This window comes from Halomonas sp. THAF5a, assembly GCF_009363755.1.
Taxonomy (GTDB): Bacteria; Pseudomonadota; Gammaproteobacteria; order Pseudomonadales; family Halomonadaceae; genus Halomonas.
The window spans coordinates 1,453,466-1,478,422 of the sequence record NZ_CP045417.1; the positions used below are offsets into that span (position 1 = coordinate 1,453,466).

Annotated in this window: 22 protein-coding genes; 13 read left to right on the forward strand and 9 right to left on the reverse strand. The window is 71.1% G+C overall.

Features of this window, described 5'->3' with window-relative positions:
* Window positions 1-32 precede the first annotated feature (32 nt).
* The 4 genes from prmA to dsbD form a co-directional block, all read right to left on the reverse strand.
* Entirely contained in the window at window positions 33-968 is a 936-nt protein-coding gene (prmA, locus tag FIU83_RS06575) for a 50S ribosomal protein L11 methyltransferase (RefSeq protein ID WP_152483311.1), read from the reverse strand.
* A gap of 100 nt (window positions 969-1,068) precedes the next feature.
* A complete protein-coding gene (gene accC, locus FIU83_RS06580; protein WP_152483312.1) occupies window positions 1,069-2,409 on the reverse strand; it encodes an acetyl-CoA carboxylase biotin carboxylase subunit in 1,341 nt (446 codons plus the stop codon).
* Between the two features lie 43 nt (window positions 2,410-2,452).
* Window positions 2,453-2,914 carry an acetyl-CoA carboxylase biotin carboxyl carrier protein gene (gene accB / locus FIU83_RS06585; RefSeq protein WP_152483313.1) on the reverse strand — a complete coding sequence of 154 codons (462 nt, stop codon included), beginning with the start codon at window positions 2,912-2,914 and terminating at the stop codon, window positions 2,453-2,455.
* 206 nt (window positions 2,915-3,120) lie between these two features.
* Window positions 3,121-4,989, reverse strand: a complete 1,869-nt coding sequence (gene dsbD, locus FIU83_RS06590) for a protein-disulfide reductase DsbD (RefSeq protein WP_253939556.1) — start codon at window positions 4,987-4,989, stop codon at window positions 3,121-3,123.
* 200 nt (window positions 4,990-5,189) lie between these two features.
* Here dsbD and FIU83_RS06595 point away from each other — a divergent pair, with 200 nt between their 5' ends.
* Window positions 5,190-6,566 (forward strand): DUF2333 family protein, encoded by a 1,377-nt coding sequence (locus FIU83_RS06595; protein ID WP_216645074.1) that lies wholly within the window; start codon window positions 5,190-5,192, stop codon window positions 6,564-6,566.
* 71 nt (window positions 6,567-6,637) lie between these two features.
* Here the strand turns inward: FIU83_RS06595 and ppa are convergent, their stop codons facing one another.
* Entirely contained in the window at window positions 6,638-7,168 is a 531-nt protein-coding gene (gene ppa / locus FIU83_RS06600; protein WP_152483315.1) for an inorganic diphosphatase, read from the reverse strand.
* Between the two features lie 297 nt (window positions 7,169-7,465).
* Between ppa and FIU83_RS06605 the strand changes: the two genes are divergently transcribed.
* Window positions 7,466-9,103, forward strand: a complete 1,638-nt coding sequence (locus FIU83_RS06605; protein ID WP_253939588.1) for a bifunctional protein-serine/threonine kinase/phosphatase — start codon at window positions 7,466-7,468, stop codon at window positions 9,101-9,103.
* 221 nt (window positions 9,104-9,324) lie between these two features.
* Here FIU83_RS06605 and FIU83_RS06615 read toward each other — a convergent pair whose 3' ends face one another.
* Entirely contained in the window at window positions 9,325-10,584 is a 1,260-nt protein-coding gene (locus tag FIU83_RS06615; protein WP_152483318.1) for a 6-phosphofructokinase, read from the reverse strand.
* Window positions 10,585-10,791: 207 nt separating this feature from the next.
* Between FIU83_RS06615 and mpl the strand changes: the two genes are divergently transcribed.
* The 3 genes from mpl (at window position 10,792) to FIU83_RS06630 (ending at window position 13,556) form a co-directional block, all read left to right on the forward strand.
* Window positions 10,792-12,186, forward strand: a complete 1,395-nt coding sequence (gene mpl, locus FIU83_RS06620; RefSeq protein WP_152483319.1) for a UDP-N-acetylmuramate:L-alanyl-gamma-D-glutamyl-meso-diaminopimelate ligase — start codon at window positions 10,792-10,794, stop codon at window positions 12,184-12,186.
* Window positions 12,187-12,208: 22 nt separating this feature from the next.
* A complete protein-coding gene (locus tag FIU83_RS06625) occupies window positions 12,209-12,835 on the forward strand; it encodes a flavin prenyltransferase UbiX (RefSeq protein ID WP_301538573.1) in 627 nt (208 codons plus the stop codon).
* Window positions 12,836-12,932: 97 nt separating this feature from the next.
* Entirely contained in the window at window positions 12,933-13,556 is a 624-nt protein-coding gene (locus tag FIU83_RS06630; RefSeq protein WP_172976042.1) for a LysE family translocator, read from the forward strand.
* A 1-nt stretch (window position 13,557) separates the two neighbouring features.
* Here FIU83_RS06630 and FIU83_RS06635 read toward each other — a convergent pair whose 3' ends face one another.
* The 3 genes from FIU83_RS06635 to FIU83_RS06645 are packed head-to-tail and all read right to left on the reverse strand — an operon-like array spanning window position 13,558 to window position 16,793.
* Entirely contained in the window at window positions 13,558-14,961 is a 1,404-nt protein-coding gene (locus FIU83_RS06635; RefSeq protein ID WP_152483321.1) for a bifunctional DedA family/phosphatase PAP2 family protein, read from the reverse strand.
* A 34-nt stretch (window positions 14,962-14,995) separates the two neighbouring features.
* Complete coding sequence (locus FIU83_RS06640) at window positions 14,996-15,931, reverse strand: diguanylate cyclase (RefSeq protein WP_152483322.1); 936 nt, start codon at window positions 15,929-15,931, stop codon at window positions 14,996-14,998.
* Window positions 15,924-16,793 carry a hypothetical protein gene (locus FIU83_RS06645; RefSeq protein WP_152483323.1) on the reverse strand — a complete coding sequence of 290 codons (870 nt, stop codon included), beginning with the start codon at window positions 16,791-16,793 and terminating at the stop codon, window positions 15,924-15,926. Before FIU83_RS06645 ends, FIU83_RS06640 begins: the two co-directional genes overlap by 8 nt.
* A gap of 98 nt (window positions 16,794-16,891) precedes the next feature.
* Between FIU83_RS06645 and FIU83_RS06650 the strand changes: the two genes are divergently transcribed.
* The 8 genes from FIU83_RS06650 (at window position 16,892) to FIU83_RS06685 (ending at window position 24,927) form a co-directional block, all read left to right on the forward strand.
* A complete protein-coding gene (locus FIU83_RS06650; protein WP_152483324.1) occupies window positions 16,892-18,199 on the forward strand; it encodes a glutamate-5-semialdehyde dehydrogenase in 1,308 nt (435 codons plus the stop codon).
* 56 nt (window positions 18,200-18,255) lie between these two features.
* Window positions 18,256-18,885, forward strand: a complete 630-nt coding sequence (gene nadD / locus FIU83_RS06655; RefSeq protein ID WP_152485278.1) for a nicotinate-nucleotide adenylyltransferase — start codon at window positions 18,256-18,258, stop codon at window positions 18,883-18,885.
* 75 nt (window positions 18,886-18,960) lie between these two features.
* The gene (rsfS, locus tag FIU83_RS06660; protein ID WP_152483325.1) at window positions 18,961-19,320 is read left to right on the forward strand and encodes a ribosome silencing factor; all 360 of its coding nucleotides are present in this window, start codon (window positions 18,961-18,963) and stop codon (window positions 19,318-19,320) included.
* Window positions 19,317-19,784, forward strand: coding sequence for a 23S rRNA (pseudouridine(1915)-N(3))-methyltransferase RlmH (gene rlmH, locus FIU83_RS06665; protein WP_152483326.1), 468 nt, complete (start codon window positions 19,317-19,319; stop codon window positions 19,782-19,784). The genes rsfS and rlmH overlap by 4 nt, the downstream gene beginning before the upstream one ends.
* Before the next feature lie 63 nt (window positions 19,785-19,847).
* The gene (gene mrdA, locus FIU83_RS06670) at window positions 19,848-21,755 is read left to right on the forward strand and encodes a penicillin-binding protein 2 (RefSeq protein WP_152483327.1); all 1,908 of its coding nucleotides are present in this window, start codon (window positions 19,848-19,850) and stop codon (window positions 21,753-21,755) included.
* 3 nt (window positions 21,756-21,758) lie between these two features.
* A complete protein-coding gene (gene rodA, locus FIU83_RS06675; RefSeq protein ID WP_152483328.1) occupies window positions 21,759-22,919 on the forward strand; it encodes a rod shape-determining protein RodA in 1,161 nt (386 codons plus the stop codon).
* 29 nt (window positions 22,920-22,948) lie between these two features.
* Complete coding sequence (gene mltB / locus FIU83_RS06680; protein WP_152483329.1) at window positions 22,949-24,016, forward strand: lytic murein transglycosylase B; 1,068 nt, start codon at window positions 22,949-22,951, stop codon at window positions 24,014-24,016.
* The gene (locus tag FIU83_RS06685; RefSeq protein WP_152483330.1) at window positions 24,013-24,927 is read left to right on the forward strand and encodes a septal ring lytic transglycosylase RlpA family protein; all 915 of its coding nucleotides are present in this window, start codon (window positions 24,013-24,015) and stop codon (window positions 24,925-24,927) included. Before mltB ends, FIU83_RS06685 begins: the two co-directional genes overlap by 4 nt.
* The last annotated feature ends 30 nt before the right edge of the window (window positions 24,928-24,957 follow it).

Genomic DNA, 24,957 nt, shown 5'->3' on the forward strand with positions numbered 1-24,957 from the left:
CGTTGTTGAACCGTCAGGCGCGGGCGTCGGGATCAGGCGATGGTCGTAGGGCGCCGACCGACGGAATGCCGCCCGGTGAGCCGGACCCAGCCCTCGCGGACCGTCGGCTCGTCCATGACGAGCCCTTGGGCGCGGTAGGCCTCGAGCACCTCCTCGGCCTGGGCCTCGAGGATGCCGGAGAGCGCCAGGCGGCCGCCCGGGGCGACGCGGCCGGCGATCTCGTCGGCGAGTTCGACCAGCGGTCCGGCGAGGATGTTGGCGACCACCAGCGGGAAGTCCCCCGCCTCGAGCTGCTCGGGATAGCAGAGCCGGAAGTCGGCCTCCGCCACGCCGTTGCGCTCGGCGTTGTCGCGGCTGGCCGAGAGCGCCTGGGGGTCGATGTCGGTGCCGATGGCCGTTCGGGCGCCGAGCTTGAGCGCGGCGATCGCGAGGATCCCCGAGCCGCAGCCCACGTCGAGCACGTTCAGGTCGGCCAGCTCGCCGTCCACTGCCAGGCCGTCCAGCCACGCCAGGCAGAGCGCCGTGGTGGGGTGGGTGCCGGTGCCGAAGGCGAGCCCGGGGTCCAGGTGAAGATTGACGGCGCCGGGCTCGGGCGGCGTGTGCCAGCTCGGCACGATCCACAGCCGCTCGCCCATGCGCAGGGGGTGGAAGTCCGCCATCCACTCGCGCTCCCAGTCGCGATCGGCCAGCAATTCGACCTCCACCTCGGGGCATGGCTCGTCGGGGAACTCGGCGGCCCAGGCCTGGCGCACCCGCTCGAGCATCGCCTCGGTTCCCTCCAGGTCGTCGTAGAGCCCGGTCAGCACCGTCTCGTCCCACAGCGGGGTGGTGCCGCGCTCCGGCTCGAAGACCGGATCGTCATAGGCGTCCTGGAGCGTGATGGCGGTGGCGCCTTCGGCCAGCAGCAGCTCCTCGAGGGTCTCGGCCTGTTCGGGGGCGATACGGGCCTTGAGTTGCATCCAGGGCATGGGCGGTCTCCGGTCGGTGCGGATATGTGCGGGGAAGGAAAGGGCGTGGCGAACGCAAGCGGGGCGGCCGTGGCCGCCCCGCGTGCAGGAGGAGACGGGCTCAGAGGCCCAGCTTCTTCTCCAGGTAGTGGATGTTCACGCCACCCTGCTGGAAGTAGCCGTCGCGCACCAGGTCCTTGTGCAGGTCGGTGTTGGTCTTGATGCCTTCCACCAGCAGCTCGTCCAGGGCGTTGCGCATGCGGATCAGCGCCGTCTCGCGGTCCACACCCCAGGTGATCAGCTTGCCGATCAGCGAGTCGTAGTGGGGCGGCACCGAATAGCCGGTGTAGACGTGGGAGTCCATGCGCACGCCGAGCCCGCCGGGCGGGTGGTAGAGGCTCACCTTGCCGGGGGAGGGCATGAAGGTGCGGGCGTCCTCGGCATTGATGCGGCACTCGAAGGCGTGGCCGTTCAGCTCCACCTCGTCCTGGCTGATCGAGAGCGGAAGCCCGGAGGCGATGCGCAGCTGTTCGCGGACGATGTCGACGCCGGTGACCATCTCGGTGACCGGGTGCTCGACCTGCACGCGGGTGTTCATCTCGATGAAGAAGAACTGGCCGTTCTCGTACAGGAACTCGAAGGTGCCGGCGCCGCGGTAGCCGATGGTGATGCAGGCCTCGCGACACGCCTCGAGCACCTGGGCGCGGGCGGTCTCGTCGATGCCGGGCGCCGGAGCCTCCTCGATCACCTTCTGGTGACGACGCTGCAGCGAGCAGTCGCGGTCATAGAGGTGGATGGCGTTGCCCTGGCCGTCGGCCAGCACCTGGATCTCCACGTGGCGCGGGTTCTCGAGGAACTTTTCCATGTAGACGGTGCCGTCGCCGAAGGCCGAGTGGGCCTCGGTACGGGTGACGTTGACCGCCGAGAGCAGGTGCGCCTCGGTGTGCACCACGCGCATGCCACGCCCGCCGCCGCCGGCGGCGGCCTTGATGATCACCGGGTAGCCGATGCGCCGGGCCACGGCGAGGATCTCGCCCTCGTCGTCGCCCAGGGGGCCGTCGGAGCCGGGCACGGTGGGCACGCCGGCCTTCTTCATCGACTCGATGGCGCTGACCTTGTCGCCCATCAGGCGAATGGTCTCGGCGCGCGGGCCGATGAAGGTGAAGCCGGAGCGCTCGACCTGCTCGGCGAAGTTGGCGTTCTCGGAGAGGAAGCCGTAGCCCGGGTGGATGGCGCTGGAGTCGGTGACTTCCGCGGCGCTGATCAGCGCCGGGATGTTCAGGTAGGACTGCGCCGAGGAGGCCGGGCCGATGCACACGGCCTCGTCGGCCAGGCGTACGTGCATCAGTTCACGGTCGGCCGTGGAGTGGACCGCCACCGTCTTGATGCCCAGCTCCTTGCAGGCGCGCAGGATGCGCAGGGCGATCTCGCCGCGATTGGCGATCAGAACCTTGTCCAGCATGATGAATCCGCCAGTTGATGAGTGAGGAAGACGCGGGAGACGCTCAGGCGATGACGACCATCGGCTGGTCGAACTCGACCGGCTCGCCGTCCTCGACCAGGATCGCCTCGATCACACCGTCACGATCGGCCTCGATCTGGTTCATCATCTTCATCGCCTCGACGATGCAGATGGTCTCGCCCTTCTTGACGCTCTGACCGAGCTCGACGAAGGCCTTGGAGCCCGGCGCCGGCGAGCGGTAGAAGGTGCCGACCATCGGGGAGTTGACGCTGTGGCCCTGGAAGGCGGGCTCGGGGTCGGCGGCGGAAGGCTCGGCAGGCGCTGCCGGGGCCTGGGGTGCCGGCTGGGGCGCCGCCGCGTAGGGCTGGGGCGCGGGCTGCTGCCAGCTCGTCCCGTTGGGGTGGCGGCTGATGCGAACCGACTCTTCCCCTTCCTGGATCTCGATCTCGCTGATGTTGGACTCTTCGAGCAGTTCGATCAGCTTCTTGACCTTGCGGATATCCATGACGTTGTCTCGACCGGTGGGGTTGGGGTGGTGATCCGGGGTGCTGTCAACCCCGGCCAACTTGCAATAGATCGCGGCAAGATAGCGTGTCTTGCGGCCTCTATTGACCATGAAGGAGCAGTGGAGGCGGAGTCTGCCGAAAATCGACCGGGATGTCCAGCCGTGGAGGAACGCTGTTCGGGCGCAACCTCCCGGGTGGTGCGGGCTCAGCCCCCTTGCGTCGCCAGCCAGTCCAGCACGCCCTCGAGGTGGCTGGCAAGTTGAGGGGCGTCGACCTCGCCCTGGACCCGGGCGTCGCGCAGCTCCTGGCCGTCGTCGAAGAACAGCAGGCTGGGCGGGCCGAACAGCCGGAAGTGCTCGAGCAGCTCGCGGCTGGCGGCGTCGCTCTCGGTCACGTCGACGTTGATGCGCCGAAAGCGCGCCAGCGGCCCGGCCACCTCGGGCGCCGGGTAGACGCTGCGCTCCATGACCTTGCAGGAGATGCACCAGTCGGCGGTGACGTTGACGAAGGCCGGCGCGTCGCTCTCGGCCAGCGTCGCCTCGAGCGCCTCGAGGTCCGTGACCGTGGTGATGGACGGCTCGGGGGCCGGCGCTCCCGGGATGGCGCTCGGGGCCGTCGCGGTGACGGCCAGCGGTCGCAGCGGATCCTCGCCGCCGCGGGAGGCGCCGATCACCAGGGCGATGCCCCAGGTCAGAAGCATCAGGCCGCCGGCCTGGCGCACCCGCGGCCAGCCCTGGGCCTGGTTGACGGTCAGCGCGCCCAGGGTCAGGGCGCTGCCGATGGCGAGTGCCGCCCACAGCAGCAGGGCGATGCTGCCCGGCAGCAGGCGCTCGACCAGCCAGATGGCGACCCCCAGCAGCAGGATGCCGAAGGCGGTCTTGACGCCGTTCATCCAGGCGCCGGAGCGCGGCAGCAGGGTGGTGCCGAAGGTGCCGACCAGCAGCAGCGGCACGCCCATGCCCAGCGCCAGGGCGAGCAGCGCCGCGCCGCCCATGAGGGCGTCGCCGGTGGTGGAGATGAACACCAGGGCACCGGCCAGTGGCGCCGAGACGCAGGGCGAGACCACCAGTACCGACAGCGCGCCGGCCAGGGCCAGGCCGGCGGGGCCGCTTCGCTGGGCGCGGGCCTGCCAGGCGTCGATGCGCCCCGAGAGCGACGACGAGAGACGCAGGTTGAAGGCGCCGAACATCGCCAGGGCGAAGAGCGTGAAGAGCAGCGCGAAGGTGATCAGCACCGGCGCCGACTGCAGGCGCGCCTGCAGGTTCAGGCCAGCGCCGAACAGCCCCATCAGCACGCCCACGGCGGCATAGGTCAGCGCCATGCCGCCCACGTAGCTCGCCGAGAGGGCGAAGGCCCGGGCGCGCGTCGGGTGCTGGCCGACGATGATCGAGGAGAGGATCGGCACCATGGGCAGCACGCAGGGCGTGAAGGTCAGCCCAAGGCCGGCCAGGAAGAAGAGCCCGAGCACTAGCGGCAGGCTCGCCTCGGCCATCAGCGAGCGGAAGCGGCCGTCCTCGCTGGTGGGGGCCAGGCCCGGAGCGCCGTCGGGCGTGGTCGTCGTGGTCGCGGCGGGGGCGTCATCGGTGACGGAGGCGGCGTTCGGCGTCCAGGCGGCGAAGCGGGCCGGCGGCTCGCCCTCGCGGGCGGTGAGCTCGATGCGCTCCGGCGGGTAGCACAGGCCCGCATCGGCGCAGCCCTGGAAGGTCAGGGTCATCTCGAGCGGGCCGTGGTGACCGGGGGTCAGCGCACTCTGGAAGACCACGCTGTCGTAGAAGACGTTGACGTCGCCGAGGAACTCGTCGCTCTTGGCCTCGCCCAGGGGCAGGTCCGGCTCCCCGAGCGTCAGGCCCTCGGTCATGGCCTCGACCGCGATCTGGTGGCGGTAGAGGTAGTAGCCGTCGGCGTTCTCGAAGCCGACATGCAGGGTCTCGCCGTCGTGCCAGGCGGTGGGCTGGAAGGCCTCCTCCACGGGCAGGAACTGTGCCTCGTCATCGCTCTGGGAGAACCATTGGGCCTGGGCGCCCAGTGGCAGCAGCAGGGTGATCAGCAGGGCGAGTCGCAACACGATCGGCACGGGACGTCCTTGGTAGCGGTGAGCAGGATATGCGTTCGGCGCGGTTTGACCCCGGACGATGGGCCGGGTTCCCCGTCGGCGGCATCGCCGCCGGCCTGCTAGGATATCGCAGTACCGGGAGGGTGTTGATGGCATCCTCGCAAGGAGGCTGCGCCGTATTGTCGCGCCGCCGGAAGCTCTCATCATCAAGGAAATCCAACATGGCGTTGACGCAAAAGGGTGCCGCCAGGCGCCGCAAGCGGATCGAGGAACTGGAGCGGCCGGCCTATGGCTGGATCTGGAAACCGTTGTTCACGCTGCTGGTGCTCTACCTGGTGGTATGCGTGGGGCTCGGCATCTGGTGGAGCCGCACACCGGCGCCCTTCGACGTGGAGCAGGCGGTCGTCGATCAGCGCGGCACGGCCGTCCAGGCGCCCGCCTCCCGGGGCGCGGTGACCGTCGCCGGCCTGATGACGCTGGTCGAGACCCTGCTGGAGAAGCCGGGTGGCTACCTGCGCAACGACATCGCCCCCCCCGGGGTGTGGCTCGATAACATGCCCGCCTGGGAGCTGGGCGTGCTCGCCCAGGCCCGTCGTCTCTCGGTGGCGCTGCCGGCCATGGAGCAGAGCGATCTGCCGGTGCTCGGCGACGTGCAGCAGCGCCTGGCGGGCGACAGCGGCGACTGGCTCTATCCCTCCACCGAGCAGCGTCTGCAGCGGGCCCTGGAAGGCCTCGACGGCTACCTGAAGGCCCTCGGCGAAGGTGGGGAGGCCGCCTTCGGCGACGGCGGGCAGGGGGTTGCCGCCTGGCTCGAGGCGCTCGCCCGCTCCCTCGATGACCTGGGGCTCAGGCTCTCGGCCAGCATCGGGACCCGCGCGGAGCTTCGCGACCTGGATATCGACGCCGAGGCGCTCCCGGCGCGCACCCCCTGGTATCGCGTCGACGACGTCTTCTTCGAGGCGCGGGGTCAGGCCTGGGCCATGCTTCACCTGCTGCGGGCGGTGCAGCGCGACCAGGCCGACATGCTGGCCGAGGCCGGTCTCGCGGGGCGCTGGGAGGCGCTGGTGGCCGAGCTCGAGCTCAGCCAGCGGCGGCTGTGGAGCCCGATGGTGCTCAACGGCTCCGGCTTCGGCCTCTTCGCCAACCACTCGCTGGTGCTGGCCAACCACATGATCCGGGCCCGCGACCTCTCCCGCTCTCTCGCCGGGGAGCTGGCGGCCGCCGAGCAGGAGGCCGATGCCGATCGCGCGGCCCCCGTCGAGCCGGCGCCCGACGCCGAGCCGGAAGCCCCCGCCGGCGAGACCGATGCCGTCGAGACGACCGAGACGGGTTCGGCGGGGGAAGCCGACGGCGAGATCCCGGCCTATGATCAGGCCGAGGTCGCCGACGGGGCCGCCGATGCGGGCGAGCCGACGGGCAGTGCGGACGGTGAGGGCGTTGCCGCGGCCGAGCCTGCCGCCGAGGCTGAGGCCGAGGCGGCGCCGGCCACCGGGGATTCGCCAGAAGACGAGGCGGCCGGCGGTGAAGCGGCTGTGGATGAGGCAGCTGAGGATGAGGCGGTCGGCGACGGCGCGGCCGTCGAGGCGCCCAGGGAATAAGGGCGCCGCCCTCCGGCAACGAAAACGGGCCGCCCCCTAGGGCGGCCCGTTTTCGTTGGGCGACGCGGCGATCAGGCCTTGTCGTGGGCGGCCACGGCCTTCTCGATGGCCTTGCAGGCGGCCTCGGAGCCTTCCCAGGACTCCACCTTGACCCACTTGCCCTTCTCGAGATCCTTGTAGTTCTCGAAGAAGTGCGCGATCTGCTGGCGCAGCAGCTCGGGCAGGTCGGTCACCTCCTGGACGTCGTCATAGAGGCTGGAGAGCTTGGGGTGGGGCACGCAGACCAGCTTGGCGTCCTCGCCGGCCTCGTCGGTCATGTTGAGGATGCCGACCGGACGGGCGCGGATGACGGCGCCGGGCTGGACCGGGTAGGGGGTGACCACCAGGGCATCCAGGGCGTCGCCGTCGTCGGCGAGGGTGTGCGGGATGAAGCCGTAGTTGGCCGGGTAGAACATCGGGGTGGCCATGAAGCGATCGACCAGCAGGGCGCCCATGTCCTTGTCGATCTCGTACTTGATCGGCGAGTGGTTGGCCGGGATCTCGATCGCCACGTAGATGTCGTTGGGGAGATCCTTGCCGGCGGGGATGTTGTCGAAGTTCATCGTCGCTTCCTTGGGTTGGCAATGCTAGTGCGGGGCGAATCGGAGTGGTGGAAAAATCCGCCGAATTATACGAAGCCGGCGCGGCGATTACCAATCGACCATAGGTGGCATGCCGCCTCCGTTCGTCGATGGGCCAGGCGTGTAAGCAGGGTGTATCATGGGTCCCCGATGGAAGGCGTCGGCCAACGGCCGGCGGATCGCGTCGCTTGCGAGGAGAACGCCTTGACCCCCCTGCACCTGTCGCTGAGCTACGGCCAGGCCTTCGTGGCGCCCGACCGGCGCCGGCATCGCAGCTCCATGTCGGTGCGTCTGCCCGACCCCCCGCTGCTCTCGGCCAAGGGCGCCTGCGCGCTGATCAGCGACTCGACCTCGCGCAACACCCTGGCCAAGCAGGCCGGCGATCTCAGCGTCAAGGGCTTTCTGGCCGACTACTTCTCTACCCCGGACCACTGGGACGTCAAGGCCTCGGCGACCCGAGTGCTGCGGGCGCTCAACGCCTGGTGCTTCAGCCAGAATCACCGGATCTCGGACGGCAGCTACGTCTCCTCGCTCTCCGCCATGGTCTTCCGCGGGCGAGAGGCGCACCTCTTCCACATGGGCGACACCGTGGTGTTCCGCCTGCGCGGCGCCGAGTTCGAGCAGCTCTCCCGGGACCACGTCACCGACCTGGGCGGCTATCGCTACCCCTCCCGGGCCATGGGCATGGACAGCGGCCTGGAGATCGATTATTCGAGCCTGCCCCTCAAGCAGGGCGACATCTTCCTGTTCACGACCCAGGCGGTGCAGGGCACCCTGATGCCCTCGGACTACGTGCGGCTGATCCGCGAGGATGCCAGCGACCTGGATGCCGCCTGCGAACGGCTTGCCGCCGCGGCTCGCGAGCGGGCCCAGGAGCGCGGCTACGGCAGCGACCAGTTCTGCTTCCAGCTGGTGCGCATCGATGCCCTGCCCGACGCCGCGGAGGAGCAGCCCGGCCGGGTCTACGGCGACCTGCCGATTCCCCCGGAGCTGGCCCCGGGGGAGCGCCTGGACGGGCTCGAGGTGCTGTCGGTGCTGTCGCGTACCGCCCAGTCGCGGGTCTACCACGTGCGCGACGTGCACAGCGGGCGCGAGATGGTGATGAAGGCCCCGAGCCCGGAGCTCTCCAGCCGCAACGCCTACCTGGAGCACTTCCTGCTGCAGCAGTGGGTGGTGGAGCGGGTTTCCTCGCCCTTCGTGGTGAGGATCATGGAGTCCTCGCGGCCGCGACGCTTTCTCTACTACCTGATGGCCCACGTGCGGGGCAGCACCCTGACCGACTGGGCCCGCCAGCATCCCCAGGCGAGCCTCGAGCAGCGCCTGGACATCGCCAACCAGCTGGGCAAGGCGGTGCAGGCGCTGCACCACCGCGACCTGCTGCACCAGCGCATCCACCCCGACAACGTGCTCATCGACCTGCATGGCCAGGTGGTGCTGGCCGACTTCAGCGCCTGCCACCTGCGCGACGTGGACGGCCATCGCCGCTCCCGGGGGCTGGTGCGCCAGCTCGGTCTCACCGAGCACAGCGCCCCGGAGTATGCCCTGGACGACCAGGTCGGACGGCGCAGCGACCAGTACTCGCTGGCCTCGACCATCTACTGGCTGCTCACCGGGGAGCTGCCCTACGCCCTGGCGCCCCACCGGCTGCGCAGCCACACCGACCTCGAGCAGCTGGCCTACCGGAGCGCCCGCACCCTCAACCCGGAGGTGACGGTCGCGCTGGACGATGCCCTGCGCCGCGCCCTGGACCCCCAGCGCGCGCTGCGCTTCCGGCGCATGTCCGAGTTTCGCCGCGCCCTGCGCCCGCCCCGGGAGACGGGCGGCGGCGCCCGCCGCCCGGGCGAACGGGCGAGCTTCTGGCAGGGGGTGGCGGGGATCCTGCTGCTGCTGCTGGTGCTCTCCTGGCTGCTGCGATAAGCCGCCAAGAAAAAACCTCTAGCAGAGAGACCCGCTGAAGGTTTTTCCTGGCGTTCAAGTTGTCATGTGAAACCATCCTGCTCGGCGCTCGGCGCTCGGCGCTCGGCGCTCGGCGCTCGGCGCTCGGCGCTCGGCGCTCGGCGCTCGGCGCTCGGCGCTCGGCGCTCGGCGCTCGGCGCTCGGCGCTCGGCGCTCGGCGCTCGGCGCTCGGCGCTCGGCGCTTAGATCGTGAAGGGCTCCAGCTTGCGCTCGACCTTGGCCAGTTTCAGGTGCGCGACCTTGGGCAGGCCGTTCTCGAAGGGCGGGAAGTCCTCGCCCTGGATCAGCGGCGCGAGGTACTGGCGGCAGGCGTCGGTGATGCCGAAGCCGTCGTCTCGGATGAACTCGCCGGGCATGAACTTCTCGCGGTTGGCCACCTCGGCCAGCGGCGCGGCCTCGATGCGCCACTCGTAGGGCGCGTCGCTGACCCGCTTGATGGCCGGCATCATGGAGTTCTGGCCGGCCACGGCCAGCTCCACGGCCTTGTCGCCCACCGCGTAGGCCTGGTCGACGTCGGTCTTGGAGGCGAGGTGGCGCGCGGCGCGCTGCAGGTAGTCGGCCACCGCCCAGTGGTACTTGTAGCCCAGGTCCTGCTTGACCATGCCGGCGAGCGTCGGCGCCACGCCGCCCAGCTGGCGGTGGCCGAAGGCGTCGGTGTTGCCGGAGTCGGCGAGGAAGGTGCCGTCCTCGTAGCGCGCGCCCTCGGAGACCACGATCACGCAGTAGCCGTACTCCTTGACGCAGGCGTCGACCCGGGCCATGACCGCGGCGCGGTCGAAGGCGACCTCGGGGAAGATCACCAGGTGGGGCGGCTCGCCCTCGCCCTCGCCGGCCAGCGCCCCGGCGGCGGCGATCCAGCCGGCGTGGCGGCCCATCACCTCCAGCACGAACACCTTGGTGGAGGTGGCGCACATGGAGGCGATGTCCAGCGAGGCCTCCAGCGTCGAGGTGGCGATGTACTTGGCCACGCTGCCGAAGCCCGGCGAGTTGTCGGTGATCGGCAGGTCGTTGTCCACGGTCTTGGGCACATGGATGGCGGTGAGCGGGTAGCCCAGCTTCTCGGAGAGCTGCGAGACCTTCAGGCAGGTGTCGGCGCTGTCGCCGCCGCCATTGTAGAAGAAGTAGCGGATATCGTGGGCCTTGAAGACCTCGATCAGCCGCTCGTACTGGGCGCGGTGGGTCTCGATGTCCTTGAGCTTGTAGCGGCAGGAGCCGAAGGCGCCGCCGGGCGTGTGGCGCAGTGCCGCGATCGCCTCGTCGCTCTCCTGACTGACGTCGATCAGGTCCTCGGTGAGGGCGCCGATGATGCCATTGTGGCCGGCATAGACCTTGCCGATCTGGTCCGGATGGCGGCGGCAGGCTTCGATCACGCCGCAGGCGCTGGCGTTGATCACGGCGGTGACGCCGCCGGACTGGGCGTAGAAGGCGTTATGCTGGGCCATGGAGCTTACCTGTTCCTGATACGTCGAGGGTGGCGAAAGCCGCAAAGTCTAGCCGAAAGTGGCAGCAGCTGCATCCGAGTGCCTCCCGGGCCCAACTCGCCTTGGGCCCGGGCGGCGACGGTGGTCGCTGGAGCGCCCCGACGGCGGCATGCTAGGCTCGCGCAGATCGCGCCGCGGCCGGCGGCACACTGAGTTCCCGGAGACTGCATGCACCTTCACATTCTCGGCATCTGCGGCACCTTCATGGGCAGCCTGGCGCTGCTCGCCCGCGAGATGGGCCTCACCGTCAGCGGCTCGGATGCCAATGTCTATCCGCCCATGAGCACCCAGCTCGAGGAGGCGGGCATCGCCCTGTGCGACGGTTACTCCGCCGACAACCTCACGCCGCGCCCCGACCGGGTGGTGATCGGCAACGCCCTCTCGCGGGGCAACCCCGAGGTCGAGGCGGTGCTCGACCTCGGTCTGCCCTACGTCTCCGGCCCCGAGTGGCTGGCCGAGCGGGTGCTGCCGGGGCGCCGGGTGATCGCCGTGGCCGGCACCCACGGCAAGACCACCACGGCGAGCCTGCTGGCCTGGCTGCTGGAGTCCGCCGGCCTGGCGCCGGGTTTCCTGATCGGCGGGGTGCCGCGCAACTTCGGCGTCTCGGCGCGTCTCGGCGGCGAGGGGGCCCCCTTCGTGGTCGAGGCCGACGAGTACGATACCGCCTTCTTCGACAAGCGCTCCAAGTTCGTCCACTACCGCCCGCAGATCGCCATCCTCGGCAACCTGGAGTTCGACCACGCCGACATCTTCCCCGACCTGGCCGCCATCGAACGGCAGTTCCACCACCTGGTGCGCACCGTGCCGGGCAAGGGGCTGCTGCTGGTGGCCGATGGCGAACCGGCGCTGGAGCGAGTGCTCGAGCAGGGCGCCTGGACGCCGGTGTCGCGCTTCGGAGAGGCCGCCTCGAGCCCCTGGCGAGTAGAGCTCGAGCGCGAGGACGCCTCGCGTTTCCGGGTGGTTCATGAGGCCCTCGATGAGGTGGGAGCGGTGAGCGAGGATGCGGTGGTCGACTGGTCGCTGACCGGCGCCTACAACGCCCGCAACGCCCTGGCCGCGCTGGCCGCCGCCCACGCCTGTGGGGTCGACCTGGCCCGCGGCGCCGCCGCGCTGTCGCGCTTCGCCACGCCGCGGCGGCGCCAGGAGCTGCGCGGCGAGGTGGCCGGCATCCAGGTGATCGACGACTTCGCCCACCATCCCACGGCGATCGCCGCCACCCTGGAGGGCCTGCGGGCCGCCACGCCTCGGGGTCGGTTGCTGGCGGTGATCGAGCCGCGCTCCAACACCATGCGGCTGGGCACCCTGCGCGACCGCCTGGCGGCGAGCGTGGCCGCCGCCGACGCCGCCTTCTGGTTTCAGCCGCCGGGGCTCGACTGGTCGCTCGCGCCGGTGCTCGAGGCGAGCCCGGTGCCGGCCCGACTCTGCGAGGACCTCGACGCCCTGGTGGCCGCCCTGGTGGCCGAGGCGCGTCCGCTGGACCGCATCGTGGTGATGTCCAACGGCGGTTTCGGTGGCATCCACGACAAGCTGCTGGCCGCCCTGGAGGTCGCCCATGCGGAGTGAGCCGAGTAAGCCGATTGAGCCGGTGGGGGCTGACGACGCCCCCGAGCTGCGCGATCCCGTCACGGTGGCCCTGACCGGGGCCTCCGGCGCCCAGTACGGCCTGCGCCTGATCGAGGCGCTGGTCGCCGCCGAGCACCGGGTCTGGGTGATGATCTCCAAGGCCGCCCACCTGGTGATCGCCACCGAGACCGACGAGGAGCTGCCGGCGCGGCCGGAGCGTCTCGTCGAGGCGCTGACCGCGCGCACCGGCGCCGTACCCGGCCAGATCCGCTGCTTCGGCCGCGAGGACTGGATGGCCCCGGTGGCCTCGGGCTCGGGAGCGCCCTCGGCCATGGTGATCTGCCCCTGCTCCACCGGCACCCTCTCGGCGGTGGCCACCGGCGCCAGCAACAACCTCATCGAGCGCGCCGCCGACGTGGCCCTGAAGGAGCGGCGCCGGCTGATCCTGGTGCCCCGCGAGACCCCCTTCTCGGCGATCCATCTCGAGCACATGCTCTCATTGACCCGCATGGGCGCGGTGATCCTGCCCGCCGCGCCGGGCTTCTATCACCAGCCGACGCGTCTCGAGGACCTCATCGACTTCATCGTCGCGCGCATCCTCAACCAGCTCGGCATCGAGCACCGCCTGATGCCCCGCTGGGGCGAGTAGGCCGGCCCGGGCCACGGAGCGCCCCGCCACCTCGTCGACCCGCCACCTTTTCGACCCGCCACCCCGGCGGGTCGCGACCATCAAGGATGGTTCCCCCATGATCTCGCTGTCTGTCCTCTCGGTGTTCGTGCCGACCTTCCTGCTGGTCTCCCTGACGCCGGGCATGTGCATGACGCTCGCCATGGTGCTGGGCATGACTCAGGGGGTGCGACGCACGCTGTGGATGATGATCGGCGAGCTCGTGGGAGTGGGGCTCGTTGCCGTCGCCGCCGGGGCCGGGGTGGCCGCGCTGATGCTGCGCCAGCCCGAGCTCTTCGCGGTCTTCAAGTGGTTGGGCGGTGCCTACCTGGGCTATCTGGGCGTGATGATGTGGCGCTCCCGCGGGGGCATGGCCATTCCCGAGACCCTCGAGGCGGGTCCGCCCGCCGCCCGCGGCCAGCTGGCCCTGCAGGGGCTGGTCACGGCGGTGGCCAATCCCAAGGGCTGGGCCTTCTTCGTGGCGCTGCTGCCACCCTTCCTCGACGCGGCGCGGCCGCTGGCGCCCCAGCTCGCGGCGCTGATCGCGGTGATACTGGCCATCGAGTTCGTCTGCCTGCTGCTCTACGCCACCGGAGGCCAGACCCTGCGGCGGGTGCTCGGCAAGCGCGAGAGCGTGCGCCTGCTCAACCGTGCCGCCGGCACGCTGATGGCCGGCGTGGGCCTGTGGCTGGCGCTGGGGTGAGCTAGAACGGCGGCAGCCAGGCGATCCGCGCGGCGACCACCGCCAGCGAGGCGGCGCCCAGCCGCCGCCAGGGGCAGGGGGCCAGGGGCGCGCGCGGCTGGCGCTGCCAGGCGAGCTGTACCAGGGCGCAGACCACCAGGCCCAGCAGCGCGCCGCCGATCAGATCGCTCAGCCAGTGCACCCCGACCACCAGGCGCGATAGCGCCATGGGCAGAATGGCGGCGATCGCCGCCCAGTAGGCGAGGGTGCGCCGGGCGGGCGACACCTCTCGGCTGACGAAGGCCGCGGCCATGCCGAACAGTACCACCGCCGTGGAGGTGTGGCCGCTGGGGTAGGCGAAGGAGTCGACGAGGTGCTCCGGGGTCATGGGGCGGAGGCGGCCGATCGCCGCCTTGCCGAGGGTGTTGAGCAGCGCGATGCCCACGAGCCCGCCGGCAATGTGCCAGAGGGCTGCCCAGTGGCGCCGCCAGGCGAGCCAGCAGCCCCAGGGCAGCACCAGCGCCAGCACGCCGAGCAGATCGCCGGCCCGGCCCAGCGCCCGGGCGATGGCGTCGAGGCCGGGCAGCGCGAGGCCCCGCATCAGCGCCTCCAGACGCGCGTCCATGGCCAGCGGGGCGTCCTGGTGCAGGATCACCAGCGTCCAGGCGGAGAGGGCGGCCAGGGAGAGGATCAGCAGCAGCCAGGTGGCGAGCGGTGGCTCGACGTCATGGGGCGGCGAGAGCCATCGCCAGAGCCGCCGCCCGAAGGCGCTGCGCCGCGACCAGCCGATCAGCCCGCGATAGGCCTGGCCCTCGCGGGTCACCAGGTGGCGCACCCAGGAGAAGAGCACCGCCAGCACCACCACCAGCACGCCTAGGCCGACCAGCCACGCCTGCAACCCCTCGGGCAGCGCCACCAGCCGCTGCCAGGTGCGCCCCAGCAGGTAGCCTGGCAGCACATAGGCCGGGGCCCACAGCGCCGCCGAGACGAGGTTGGCCCACAGGAAGGCGCGGGGCGACATGTGCAGCATGCCGGCGATCAGGGGCACCACCGGCCTCACCGGCCCCACGAAGCGACCCAGCAGGACCGACAGCGAGCCGTGCCGCTGGAAGAAGCGTGCCCCCCGTGCCAGCCACTCCGGGTGGCGCGACAGCGGCCACTGGGCGGTGACTCGCTCGCGCTGGTGATAGCCCAGCAGGAAGCTCAGGCCGTCGCCGATCACCGCCCCGGCGAAGGCGGCGAGGATGGCCGTGACCACGGCGAGCTCCTGGTGGCCGGCCAGGGAGGCGGCGGCCGTCATCAGCACCACCCCGGGCACCAGCAGTCCCACCAGGGCGAGGGATTCCACCAGGGCGATGACGGCGATGATCAGCAGCAGCAGCCCCGGGGAGGGGGCCAGCTGGAAGAGGGTGTCGACGAGGTTCACGTGACGCTCCGTTGTCGTGATGCGGCGAGGGCGCTCAACCGGCGGCCAGCGACTGGCTGGCGGCCTCCAGGCGCTGCTCGAAGTGCGGCCAGGATTCGCCGACCCGCGGCCGGCACAGGCGAAGCCGCAGCTCCATCCGGCCGGTGTCCATCAGGGTGATCTGCTCGAGCGCTTGCTGCAGCCGGTGCTGGACCAGCAGGGCGCCGCTCTCGCTGGTGTCCGGCATCACCAGCCAAAAGTCCGCCGGGCCTTCCCGGCCCAGGACGTCGTGATCGCGGCTGCGGCTCGAGACCGCCTGGCAGAGAGCGTCCAGCAGCGCCTGCCGTGCGGTGGGACCGAACTGCTCGCCGGCCATGTCCAGCTGGGGGAGGTGCATCAGCAGCACTCCCAGCGGCTGGCCCAGCATCTCGGCCCGCTCGACCTCGCTCTCCAGCTGCTCATGCAGGGTCTCGCGGCCGGTGGCGGTGCATTCGGCGTCGCGGGGGTCGGTGGCCCGGAGCAGGGCGTGCTGGCGGGCCTGCTCCCAGGGCACCAGCGCCGCTACGGCCACCAGGCCCAGGTATCGCAACAGAATCTCGCCATCGAGCTGGCCATTGCCGAGCAGGGCCAGCCATACCGGCGTCAGCGCCAGGTTGAGCAGCATGGCCGGAGCCAGTGGCAGCAGCAGCAGGGTCAGCACTGGCGGCAGGCCCAGCCACAGCGCCGGCAGCCCGGACTGGCGGGGCAGTTCGACGGCGATCAGCAGGTAGCCGCAGATCAGCGCCAGGTAGGCGGCCAGTCGCGAGGAGGTGTCGCGGGTCGCGGTAAGCAGGCTGGCGACCACCATCAGCAGCGAGAGGGCGGCCGGCAGGGGGATGCGCTCGTATTCGCCCATCAGGTAGAGCCACAGGGCCATGCCCAGCAGCAGCAGCGCGCCGCCGGCATGCCACAGAGCGAACAGGCGCGAGGAACGAGGGTGGCGCCTATGCATCGGGGGGCTCCCGGATGACCTCCAGGTCCGCCGCCTGCTGGGCCAGCGCTCGACGCTCGTCCTCCAGTGACGCGAGGGCGCGCAGGGCAATGGCGCGGCCCGGGCCGTGGGACTCCAGGGAGCGCCACAGCAGTGCGCGGCGCTCCTCGGCCTGCTCCGGGTGGCGGCTGGTCAGCATCGCCGCCAGCGTCGTGGCATCCAGCTGGTAGCAGCGCTCGAAGCTGCGGGTCAGGCGGCACAGGCGCTGTGCCAGTCGCCAGCAGCGGTGGCGGGGGACCCGCAGCAGCAGCAGCTCGGCGTGCACGCCCTCACGCCGGCAGCGCTTGCGCTCCAGGGCCAGGTCGCCGGGCAGCCGCTCGCCGGGCCACAGCGGCAGGCCCGGCACCAGGCGGGCACGGCGCAGGGCGCTCTGGCGTCGTGCGCGAAGGTCCAGCGCCCGTGATAGCCCCAGCAGCATCAGGGCGCCGAGCAGCAGGCCGCTCAGCACCCACTGCTCGAGCCCCAGCAGCTCCCTCAGCGGCCACCAGGTGGCGAGCGCCAGCAGGCTGCCCAGCAGCAGCACCCAGCGGGGCTGGGGCAGCATCAACAGCATGGCCCAGGCCCACAGCCAGGTGACGTGACGGCCAGGCTCCCCCCACAGCAGCGCCGCCAGCAGCAGGCTCGGCAGCAGCTGCCAGGGCAGGGTGGCGGGGCGGCGGTGATCGAAGGTCAGCAGCAGGGCGGTGATGGTGAGCCAGGCCGCGGCCAGCCAGATCAGCAGGGTATCGGTCAGGGTCGGCGTATAGGCGGCCAGCAGCGCCATCAGTACCGCCGCGATCAGCAGGTTGCCGCGCAGCAGGACGCTTTTGTACTTGGTCTGCATGGTGGATTAGTATGAATCCCTTCCCGGTTTTCGGCACAGTATAACCCCGGCCCTGCCCTTGTCGCGGCGGTGCCGCCCCCCAGGAGAGACGCATCGGCATGACAGCTCAAGCCTCCCGCTCGGATCGCGAGACCGCCACCGCAGAGATCGCGGACGTCGATACCTACATGGAGCGCCTCGGGCGGGGCGCCCGCGAGGCGGCCACCCGCATGCGCCGGGTCGATACCGCGGCCAAGAATGCCGCCTTGATGGCCATGGGTGAGGCCCTCGCCGAGGCCCGCGGCGAGGTGCTGGCGGCCAACGCTCGGGACCTGGCGCGCGGTCGCGAGAGCGGCCTCGACGCGGCCCTGCTCGACCGCCTGGCGCTGGACGAGTCGCGCCTCGACGCGATGATCGAGGGGCTGGCCCAGGTCGCCGCCCTGCCGGACCCGGTCGGCGAGATCGATGGGCTGCGTGCTCGCCCCAGCGGCATCCAGGTCGGCCAGATGCGCGTGCCCCTGGGGGTCATCGGCATCATCTACGAGTCGCGTCCCAATGTGACCCTGGAGGCGGCGAGCCTGTGTCTCAAGTCAGGCAACGCGGCCATCCTGCGCGGCGGCTCCGAGGCGCGTGAGTCCAACGCCGCCATCGCCGCCTGCATTCGCGCCGGCCTCGAGAGCGCCGGCCTGCCCGAGGCGGCGGTGCAGGTGGTGGCCACCACCGATCGCGCCGCCGTGGGCCGGCTGATCAGCATGCCCGAGTATGTCGACGTGATCATTCCGCGCGGCGGCAAGTCGCTGATCGAGCGCATCACTCGCGAGGCGCGGGTGCCGGTGATCAAGCACCTCGATGGCGTCTGCCACGTCTACCTCGATGCCGGCGCGGATCCCGACAAGGCGCTGGCCATCGCCGTCAACGCGAAGACCCAGCGCTACGGTACCTGCAACACCATGGAGACCCTGCTGGTCGACGCCCCGGTGGCCGAGGCCCTGCTGCCGCGCCTCGCCGCGGCCTACGCCGAGCACGGCGTGGAGCTTCGCGGCTGCGAGCGGACCCGGGAAGTCCTCGGCGACATCGCCGCGGCCAGCGAGGCGGACTGGGCGGCGGAATACCTGGCGCCGGTGCTGGCGATCCGCGTGGTCGACGGCATCGACGCCGCCATGGCGCACATCGAGCGCTACAGCTCGCGGCATACTGACGCCATCGTCACCGAGAACTACACCCTGGCGCGCCGCTTCCTGGCCGAGGTGGACTCCAGCTCGGTGATGGTCAACGCCTCCACGCGCTTCGCCGATGGCTTCGAGTATGGGCTGGGCGCGGAGATCGGCATCTCCACCGACCGCCTTCACGCCCGGGGCCCCGTGGGGCTCGAGGGGTTGACCACCCGCAAGTACGTGGTGCTCGGCGACGGCCAGGTGCGCCAGTGAGCGAGGCGGGCCTGCCGGCGCGCGTCGCCGCGGGCGCGTCCCCGCTCCGCCTGGCCATGCTCGGGGGCACCTTCGACCCGGTCCACCTGGGGCATCTGCGCAGCGCCGTGGAACTTCGCGAGGCGCTGTCGCTGGATCGCGTGCACATGATCCCCGCGGCCATGCCGCCGCTGCGCGGCGAGCCGCGGGTCTCGCCCGACGAACGCCTGGCGCTGCTGCGCCTGGGCATCGGCGACACGCCGGGACTCGTGGCCGACCCCAGGGAGCTCGAGCGCGAGGGTCCCTCCTACAGCGCCGACACCCTGGCCTCGCTGCGCCGGGAAGTCGGCGCCGAGGCGCGGCTGGTGATGGCGTTGGGGCATGATGCCTTCCTGCGCCTGGCCGACTGGCACGAGCCCGAGCGGCTCTTCGAGCTCGCCCACGTGGTGGTGATCGATCGGCCGGACCACGAGGCGGCGCTGCCGGCGGCCCTCGCCAGGCTCCTGGCCGGGCGCGAGGTCGAGGCCGGCGAGGCGCTGATGGCCTCGCCGGCCGGGAAGCTTTTACGCCTGCGGCTGCCCTCGCGCATGGCGATCTCGGCCACCGAGGTGCGCCGGCGTCTCGCGGCGGGGCGAAGCGTCCGCTACCTGCTGCCCGAGGCGGTGGAGGCGCGCCTGCTCGCGCGGGGACTCTATCGGCATCGTTGAGTGCTGCCCTCCGGCGCGTCGAGCCGGTACAATGGGTCGATGATTTCCCGTGGACCAAGGCAGACACGAAGGCCTATGCATATCGACGCACTCAAGACTCTGGTAGTGGATGCACTGGAGGACCTCAAGGCCCAGGACGTCGCCGTCCTGGACGTCTCACGACTGACCAGCGTGACCGACCGCATGGTGCTGGCCTCAGGCACCTCCACCCGTCACGTGGCGGCGCTGGCCGATACCGTGGTCCAGGCGGCCAAGGACGAAGGCCTGGCGCCGCTGGGCGTCGAGGGCGAGAGCGGGGCCGACTGGGTGCTGGTCGACCTCGGCCAGCTGGTGGTCCATGTGATGCTGCCCGAGACGCGTCAGCTCTACGACCTCGAACGGCTCTGGGCCGATCTCCCGAGCGACGCCGAATCCCGGGCCGAGCAGGGCTCATGAGGGTCCGCCTGCTGGCGGTGGGCACCAAGATGCCCGACTGGGTGAACCGCGGCGTCGAGGAGTACCGCAAGCGCCTGCCCCGGGACTTCGCTCTGGAAGTGGAAGAGATCGCCCCGGGGCAGCGCGGCAAGAACGCCGACGTGGCGCGGGCCATGGCCGCGGAGGCCGAGCGTATCCGCGCCCGCCTGCGCGGCAGTGAGCACCTGGTGGCCCTCGAGGTGGGCGGCAAGCCCTGGAGCACCGAGCAGCTGGCCCGCGAGGCGGATGCCTGGCGCCTCGAGGGGCGCGACGTGGCGCTGATGGTGGGCGGCCCCGACGGCCTGGAGCCGTCGCTCTCGGCCGGCGCCGACCAGCGCTGGTCGCTCTCGCCGTTGACCCTGCCCCATCCGCTGGTGCGCATCCTGCTTGCCGAGCAGCTCTATCGCGCCTGGACCCTGATGGTCGGTCATCCCTATCACCGTTGACGGCGGGCCGGACGGCACCGCCGTCGGGGGTTCCGCTCCTTCATCCAAAGGTCACTGCTTCGCATGCGTCGCCGCCGCGAAACCCTGAAGAACCCGGAACAGGAGCTGCGCGTGTTCCGCATGCGCTCGCTGCTGGCCGTCCTGGTGGTGCTGATCCTCACGGGGCTGCTGGGCGGGCGGCTGTTCTACCTTCAGGTGGTGCAGCACGAGGTCTACAGCACCCGCTCCGAGAAGAACCGGGTACGGGTGGAGCCGCTGCCGCCGACCCGCGGCCTGATCTACGATCGCCATGGCAAGCTGCTGGCCGAGAATCGGCCCACCTACAACCTGACCCTGGTACGCGAGCGGGTCGACGACCTGGACGCCACCCTGGCCTTGCTGGTGGAGCTGCTGGAGCTGCCCGAGGAGGAGGCCGAGGCTTTCCGGGTCCGCTCGCGCCAGCGCCAGCGCCCCTTCCAGCCCGCGCTGTTGATGAGCGACCTGGACGAGGCCCAGATCGCCCGCCTGGCGGTCAATCGCCACCGCCTGCCCGGCGTCGAGGTCGAGGCCCAGCTGCTGCGCTACTATCCCGAGGCGGAGACCATGGTGCACGCCCTGGGCTACGTGGGGCGGATCAACGCCGAGGAGCTGGCGGGGCTCGATTCGGGCAATTACGCCGGCACCCACTTCATCGGCAAGAGCGGGGTGGAGCGCTTCTACGAGGATGAGCTGCACGGCCAGGCGGGGCTGCGCAAGGTCGAGACCAACGCCCGCGGCCGGGTGCTGCGCGAGCTCGGCCACACCGATCCCGTGCCCGGCCGCGACCTCACCCTGACCTTGGACAGCAAGCTGCAGAAGCTCGCCGTGGAGCTTCTGGATGGGCGCCGGGGTTCGATCGTCGCCATTGCGCCGGCCACCGGCGAGATCCTCGCCCTGGCCTCGGTGCCGGGCTTCGACAGCAACCAGTTCGTCACCGGCATCGACGTCGCCTCCTATCGGGCGCTGCAGGAGGACCTGGACCTGCCGCTCTACAACCGCGCCATTCGCGGCCACTACCCGCCGGGCTCGACCATCAAGCCGTTCATGGCGATCACCGGCCTCAAGGAGGGCGCGATCACGCCGGGGGAGGTGATCTACGACCCCGGCTACTTCCAGCTGCCCAACGACTCGCGGCGTTACCGCAACTGGTTGCGCTGGGGCCACGGCCGGGTCGATCTGGAACGGGCCCTCGCCGTCTCCAACAACACCTATTTCTATTCGCTGGCCCATGAGCTGGGGATCGATGTCATCCACGAGAACATGACGGCCTTCGGCTTCGGCGAGCGGGTCGCCCATGACGTCCAGGGCCAGAGCGACGCCCTGATGCCGTCGCGCAGCTGGAAGCGTGGCCGCTTCAATCAGCCCTGGTACCCCGGCGAGACGCTCTCGGTGGGCATCGGGCAGGGCTACCTGCAGGTGACGCCGCTGCAGCTCGCCACCGCCACGGCGGTGCTGGCCAACCGGGGCGAGTGGGTCAAGCCGCGCCTCGCCCGGCGCATCGGCGACGAGGAGGTGCCGGTCGAGCTGCCCGAGACGCCGCCCGACGTCGAGCTCGGCAACGAGGCGTGGTGGGACAGCGTCTATTCGGGCATGGAGAAGGTCGTCTCGGGGCGCGAGGGCACGGCGCGACGCATCGGCCGCGACCTCGAGTACCGCATGGCCGGCAAGTCCGGCACCGCCCAGGTCTTCTCCCTGGGCCAGAACGAGAAGTACAACGCCGACGAGCTGAAGGAGCGGCTGCGCGATCATGCCCTGTTCATGGCCTTCGCGCCGGTGGAGGCGCCCGAGATCGCCGTGGCGGTCATCGTCGAGAACGCCGGGGGCGGCAGCACCCATGCCGCCCACCTGGCCAAGGCGATGACCGACGCCTGGCTGCTCGAGGACCAGGCCCCGGACCGTGATGAGGTGCGCGAGGCGCTGGAACGCGAGGACGATCGCGTGGCGGGAGACTGACGGATGATCTGGAGCGAACTGACCCGTGGCCTGCGCAGCCACCCGGTGAAACCCTCGCTGAGCGGCATCGCGCGACGCCGCAGCCTCTGGGAGCGTATCCACCTCGATCCCTGGCTGCTCGGCATGCTGCTGCTGTTGATGCTGGCCGGCCTGGTGGTGCTCTACAGCGCCAGTGGCCAGCGCTTCTCGGTGGTCACCGCCCAGGCGATCCGCTTCGGCGTCGCCCTGGTGGTGATGGTCGGGCTCGCCCAGCTCTCCACGGCGACCCTGCTGCGCTGGACGCCGCTGGTCTACGTGGGCGGGCTCGTCATGCTGGTGGCCGTGGAGCTGATCGGCGACATGGGCATGGGGGCCCAGCGCTGGCTGGTGATCCCCGGCGTGATCCGCTTCCAGCCCTCGGAGCTGATGAAGCTCGCCATGCCGATGATGGTGGCCGCCTGGCTGAGCCGCCAGGTGCTCCCGCCGCGCTGGCGCGACCTGCTGGTGTGCGCGGTGATCATCGGCCTGCCGGTGGCGCTGATCGCCCGGCAGCCCGACCTCGGGACCTCACTGCTGGTGGCCACGGCCGGGGTGCTGGTGGTGGTGCTGGCAGGGCTCTCCTGGCGCTTCATCTTCTTCTGCGGGGCCCTGGCGGCGGCGGCGCTGCCGCTGCTCTGGATCAACCTCCACGACTACCAGCGCCAGCGGGTGCTGACCTTCCTCGACCCGGAGAGCGACCCGCTGGGCGCCGGCTGGAACATCATCCAGTCGACCACCGCCATCGGCAGCGGCGGCTTCTGGGGAAAGGGCTGGCTCGAGGGCACCCAGTCCCAGCTGGAGTTCCTGCCCGAGCGCCATACCGACTTCATCGTCGCGGTGCTGGGCGAGGAGTTCGGGCTCGTCGGGATGCTCGCCTTCCTGGTGCTCTACCTGCTGATCGTCGGCCGCGGGCTGTGGCTCGCCGGGGCCGCCCAGGAGACCTTCGGCCGGCTGGTGGCGGGCAGCATCATCCTGACCTTCTTCATCTATGTCTTCGTCAACGTGGGCATGGTCAGCGGCATCCTGCCGGTGGTCGGCGTGCCCCTGCCGCTGGTCAGCTATGGCGGGACCTCCAGCGTGACCTTGATGGCCGGTTTCGGTATTCTCATGGCCGTTAACGCCCACCGCCGACTGCTGCCGCGATAGGCGGCCGACACGACTCAGGGAGAGCCGCAATGACGGTGTCGTCACCACAGGGAACACGCTGGAAGGCCTGGCTGGCGGGCGGGCTGCTGGCGCTGGGAGCCGCCGGGACATCGGCGGCCGATTTCGATCCCGATCGCCACCCGGAGGCGCGCCGGCTGGTCGAGGAGCTCGCCGGTCAGGGCATCGACCGCGGCTGGCTCGAGGGCGCCCTGCAGTCGGCCGAGTATCGCCCGGCGGTGCTCGAGGCCATGAGCGGCGCCGCCGAGCGCCGCCTGACCTGGCCCGAGTATCGCGCCATCTTCCTCGATGAAGCCCGCATCGCCAAGGGCGCGGCCTTCATCGAGGCCCACGCCGAGGCCTTCGCCCGCGCCGAGGCCGACTTCGGCGTGCCCCCCGAGATCATCGCGGCGATCCTCGGCGTCGAGACCCGCTACGGCGAGGTCACCGGCACCCATCCCGTGCTCGACTCGCTGTCGACCCTGGCCTTTCACCACCCGAGCCGGGGCCGCTTCTTCCGTGGCGAGCTGGCCGCCTTCCTGGCGATCGCCTTCGAGCAGCAGCGCGCCCCGGGCAGTCTGACCGGCTCCTACGCCGGGGCCATGGGCTATCCCCAGTTCATCCCGACGAGCTACCGCGCCTACGCGGTGGACTTCGACGATGACGGCCTGCGTGACCTCTGGACCAACCCGGTGGACGCCATCGGCAGCGTGGCCAACTATTTCGCCGAGCACGGCTGGCGGCCGGGTGCCCCGATCCATCGGCCGGTCGCGGGCCCCGCGACGCCGCCCGAGGGCATCGATTTCAATCGCGCCGCGCGTCCGCCCGCGGTGACGGCCGCGACGCTCGCCGAGGCGGGCCTGGCGGTCCCCGACGCGCTGGACGACGAGCATCGCCTGCTGCCGGTGGCGCTGGAGGACGGCGAGGGCGGATGGCGCTACGTGCTCGGCGAGCACAACTTCTACGTGATCACCCGCTACAATCACAGCCACCTCTACGCCATGGCGGTGACGGAGCTGGCCGAGGCGATCGCCGGGGCGCGCGGCCGCGAGGCCGGTTGGCGCGAGGTCGTCGACACCCGGTTCGAGGAGGCCCCATGAGACGTTCCCTGCTGATCCTTGGGCTGGCGGCGCTGCTCGCCGGCTGTGCCGGTGGCGGCGGACCACGCCCCGCGCCCGTCGAGCCCGCCGGCCCTAGCGCCTCGGCCTCGACGCAGGATGGCGAGCGCTATGCCCTCGCTGGAGACGCCTATCCCGAGGATCCTCCCGACGTCGCCCAGGTGCCCGATGCCGTGCCGCGGCATGAGCCTCGCTCCCGGGGCGGCAATGCCTCCCCCTACGAGGTGTGGGGCAAGCGCTACGAGGTGCTGGCGGATGCCCGCGGTTACCAGCGAGAGGGGCGCGCCTCCTGGTACGGCGAGAAGTTCCACGGCTACGCCACCTCCAATGGCGAGATCTACGACATGTACAAGATGAGCGCCGCCCACCGCTCCCTGCCGCTGCCGAGCTTCGTCCGGGTCACCAGCCTCGACAGCGGCCGTTCGGCGATCGTGCGGGTCAACGACCGTGGCCCCTTCCACAGCGAGCGCGAGATCGACCTCTCCTATGCCGCGGCCGCCCGCCTGGGCATCCTCGAAGAGGGCACCGGCCGGGTCCGGGTGGAGGCGATCGACGTGGATCGCTGGCTCGCCCGGCATGGCGATCCCTCGCCGTCCGCCGCCCCCGAGGGCGAGACGCCGGCGGGCGCTGCCGAGGCCGCCCGGGCCACAGGCGGCGACGTGACGGAGGGGGTCTTCCTGCAGGTCGCCGCCCTGGGGTCCGAGGAGGGGGCCCGGGCGCTGCAGGCGCGCCTCGAGGAGGAGATCGCTCGCCCCGTGCGCGTGGCCAGTGCCTCCGGCCTTCACCGCGTTCAGGTCGGCCCGCTGGATCCCGCGGGCCAGGTGGCCTCGGTCCGCGACGCCCTGCGTCGGGCCGGCTTCGCCCAGGCCTTCATTGTCGACGACGCCGAGTGAATCGGCGTCCCCTAGCGTTTAACCCTGTGA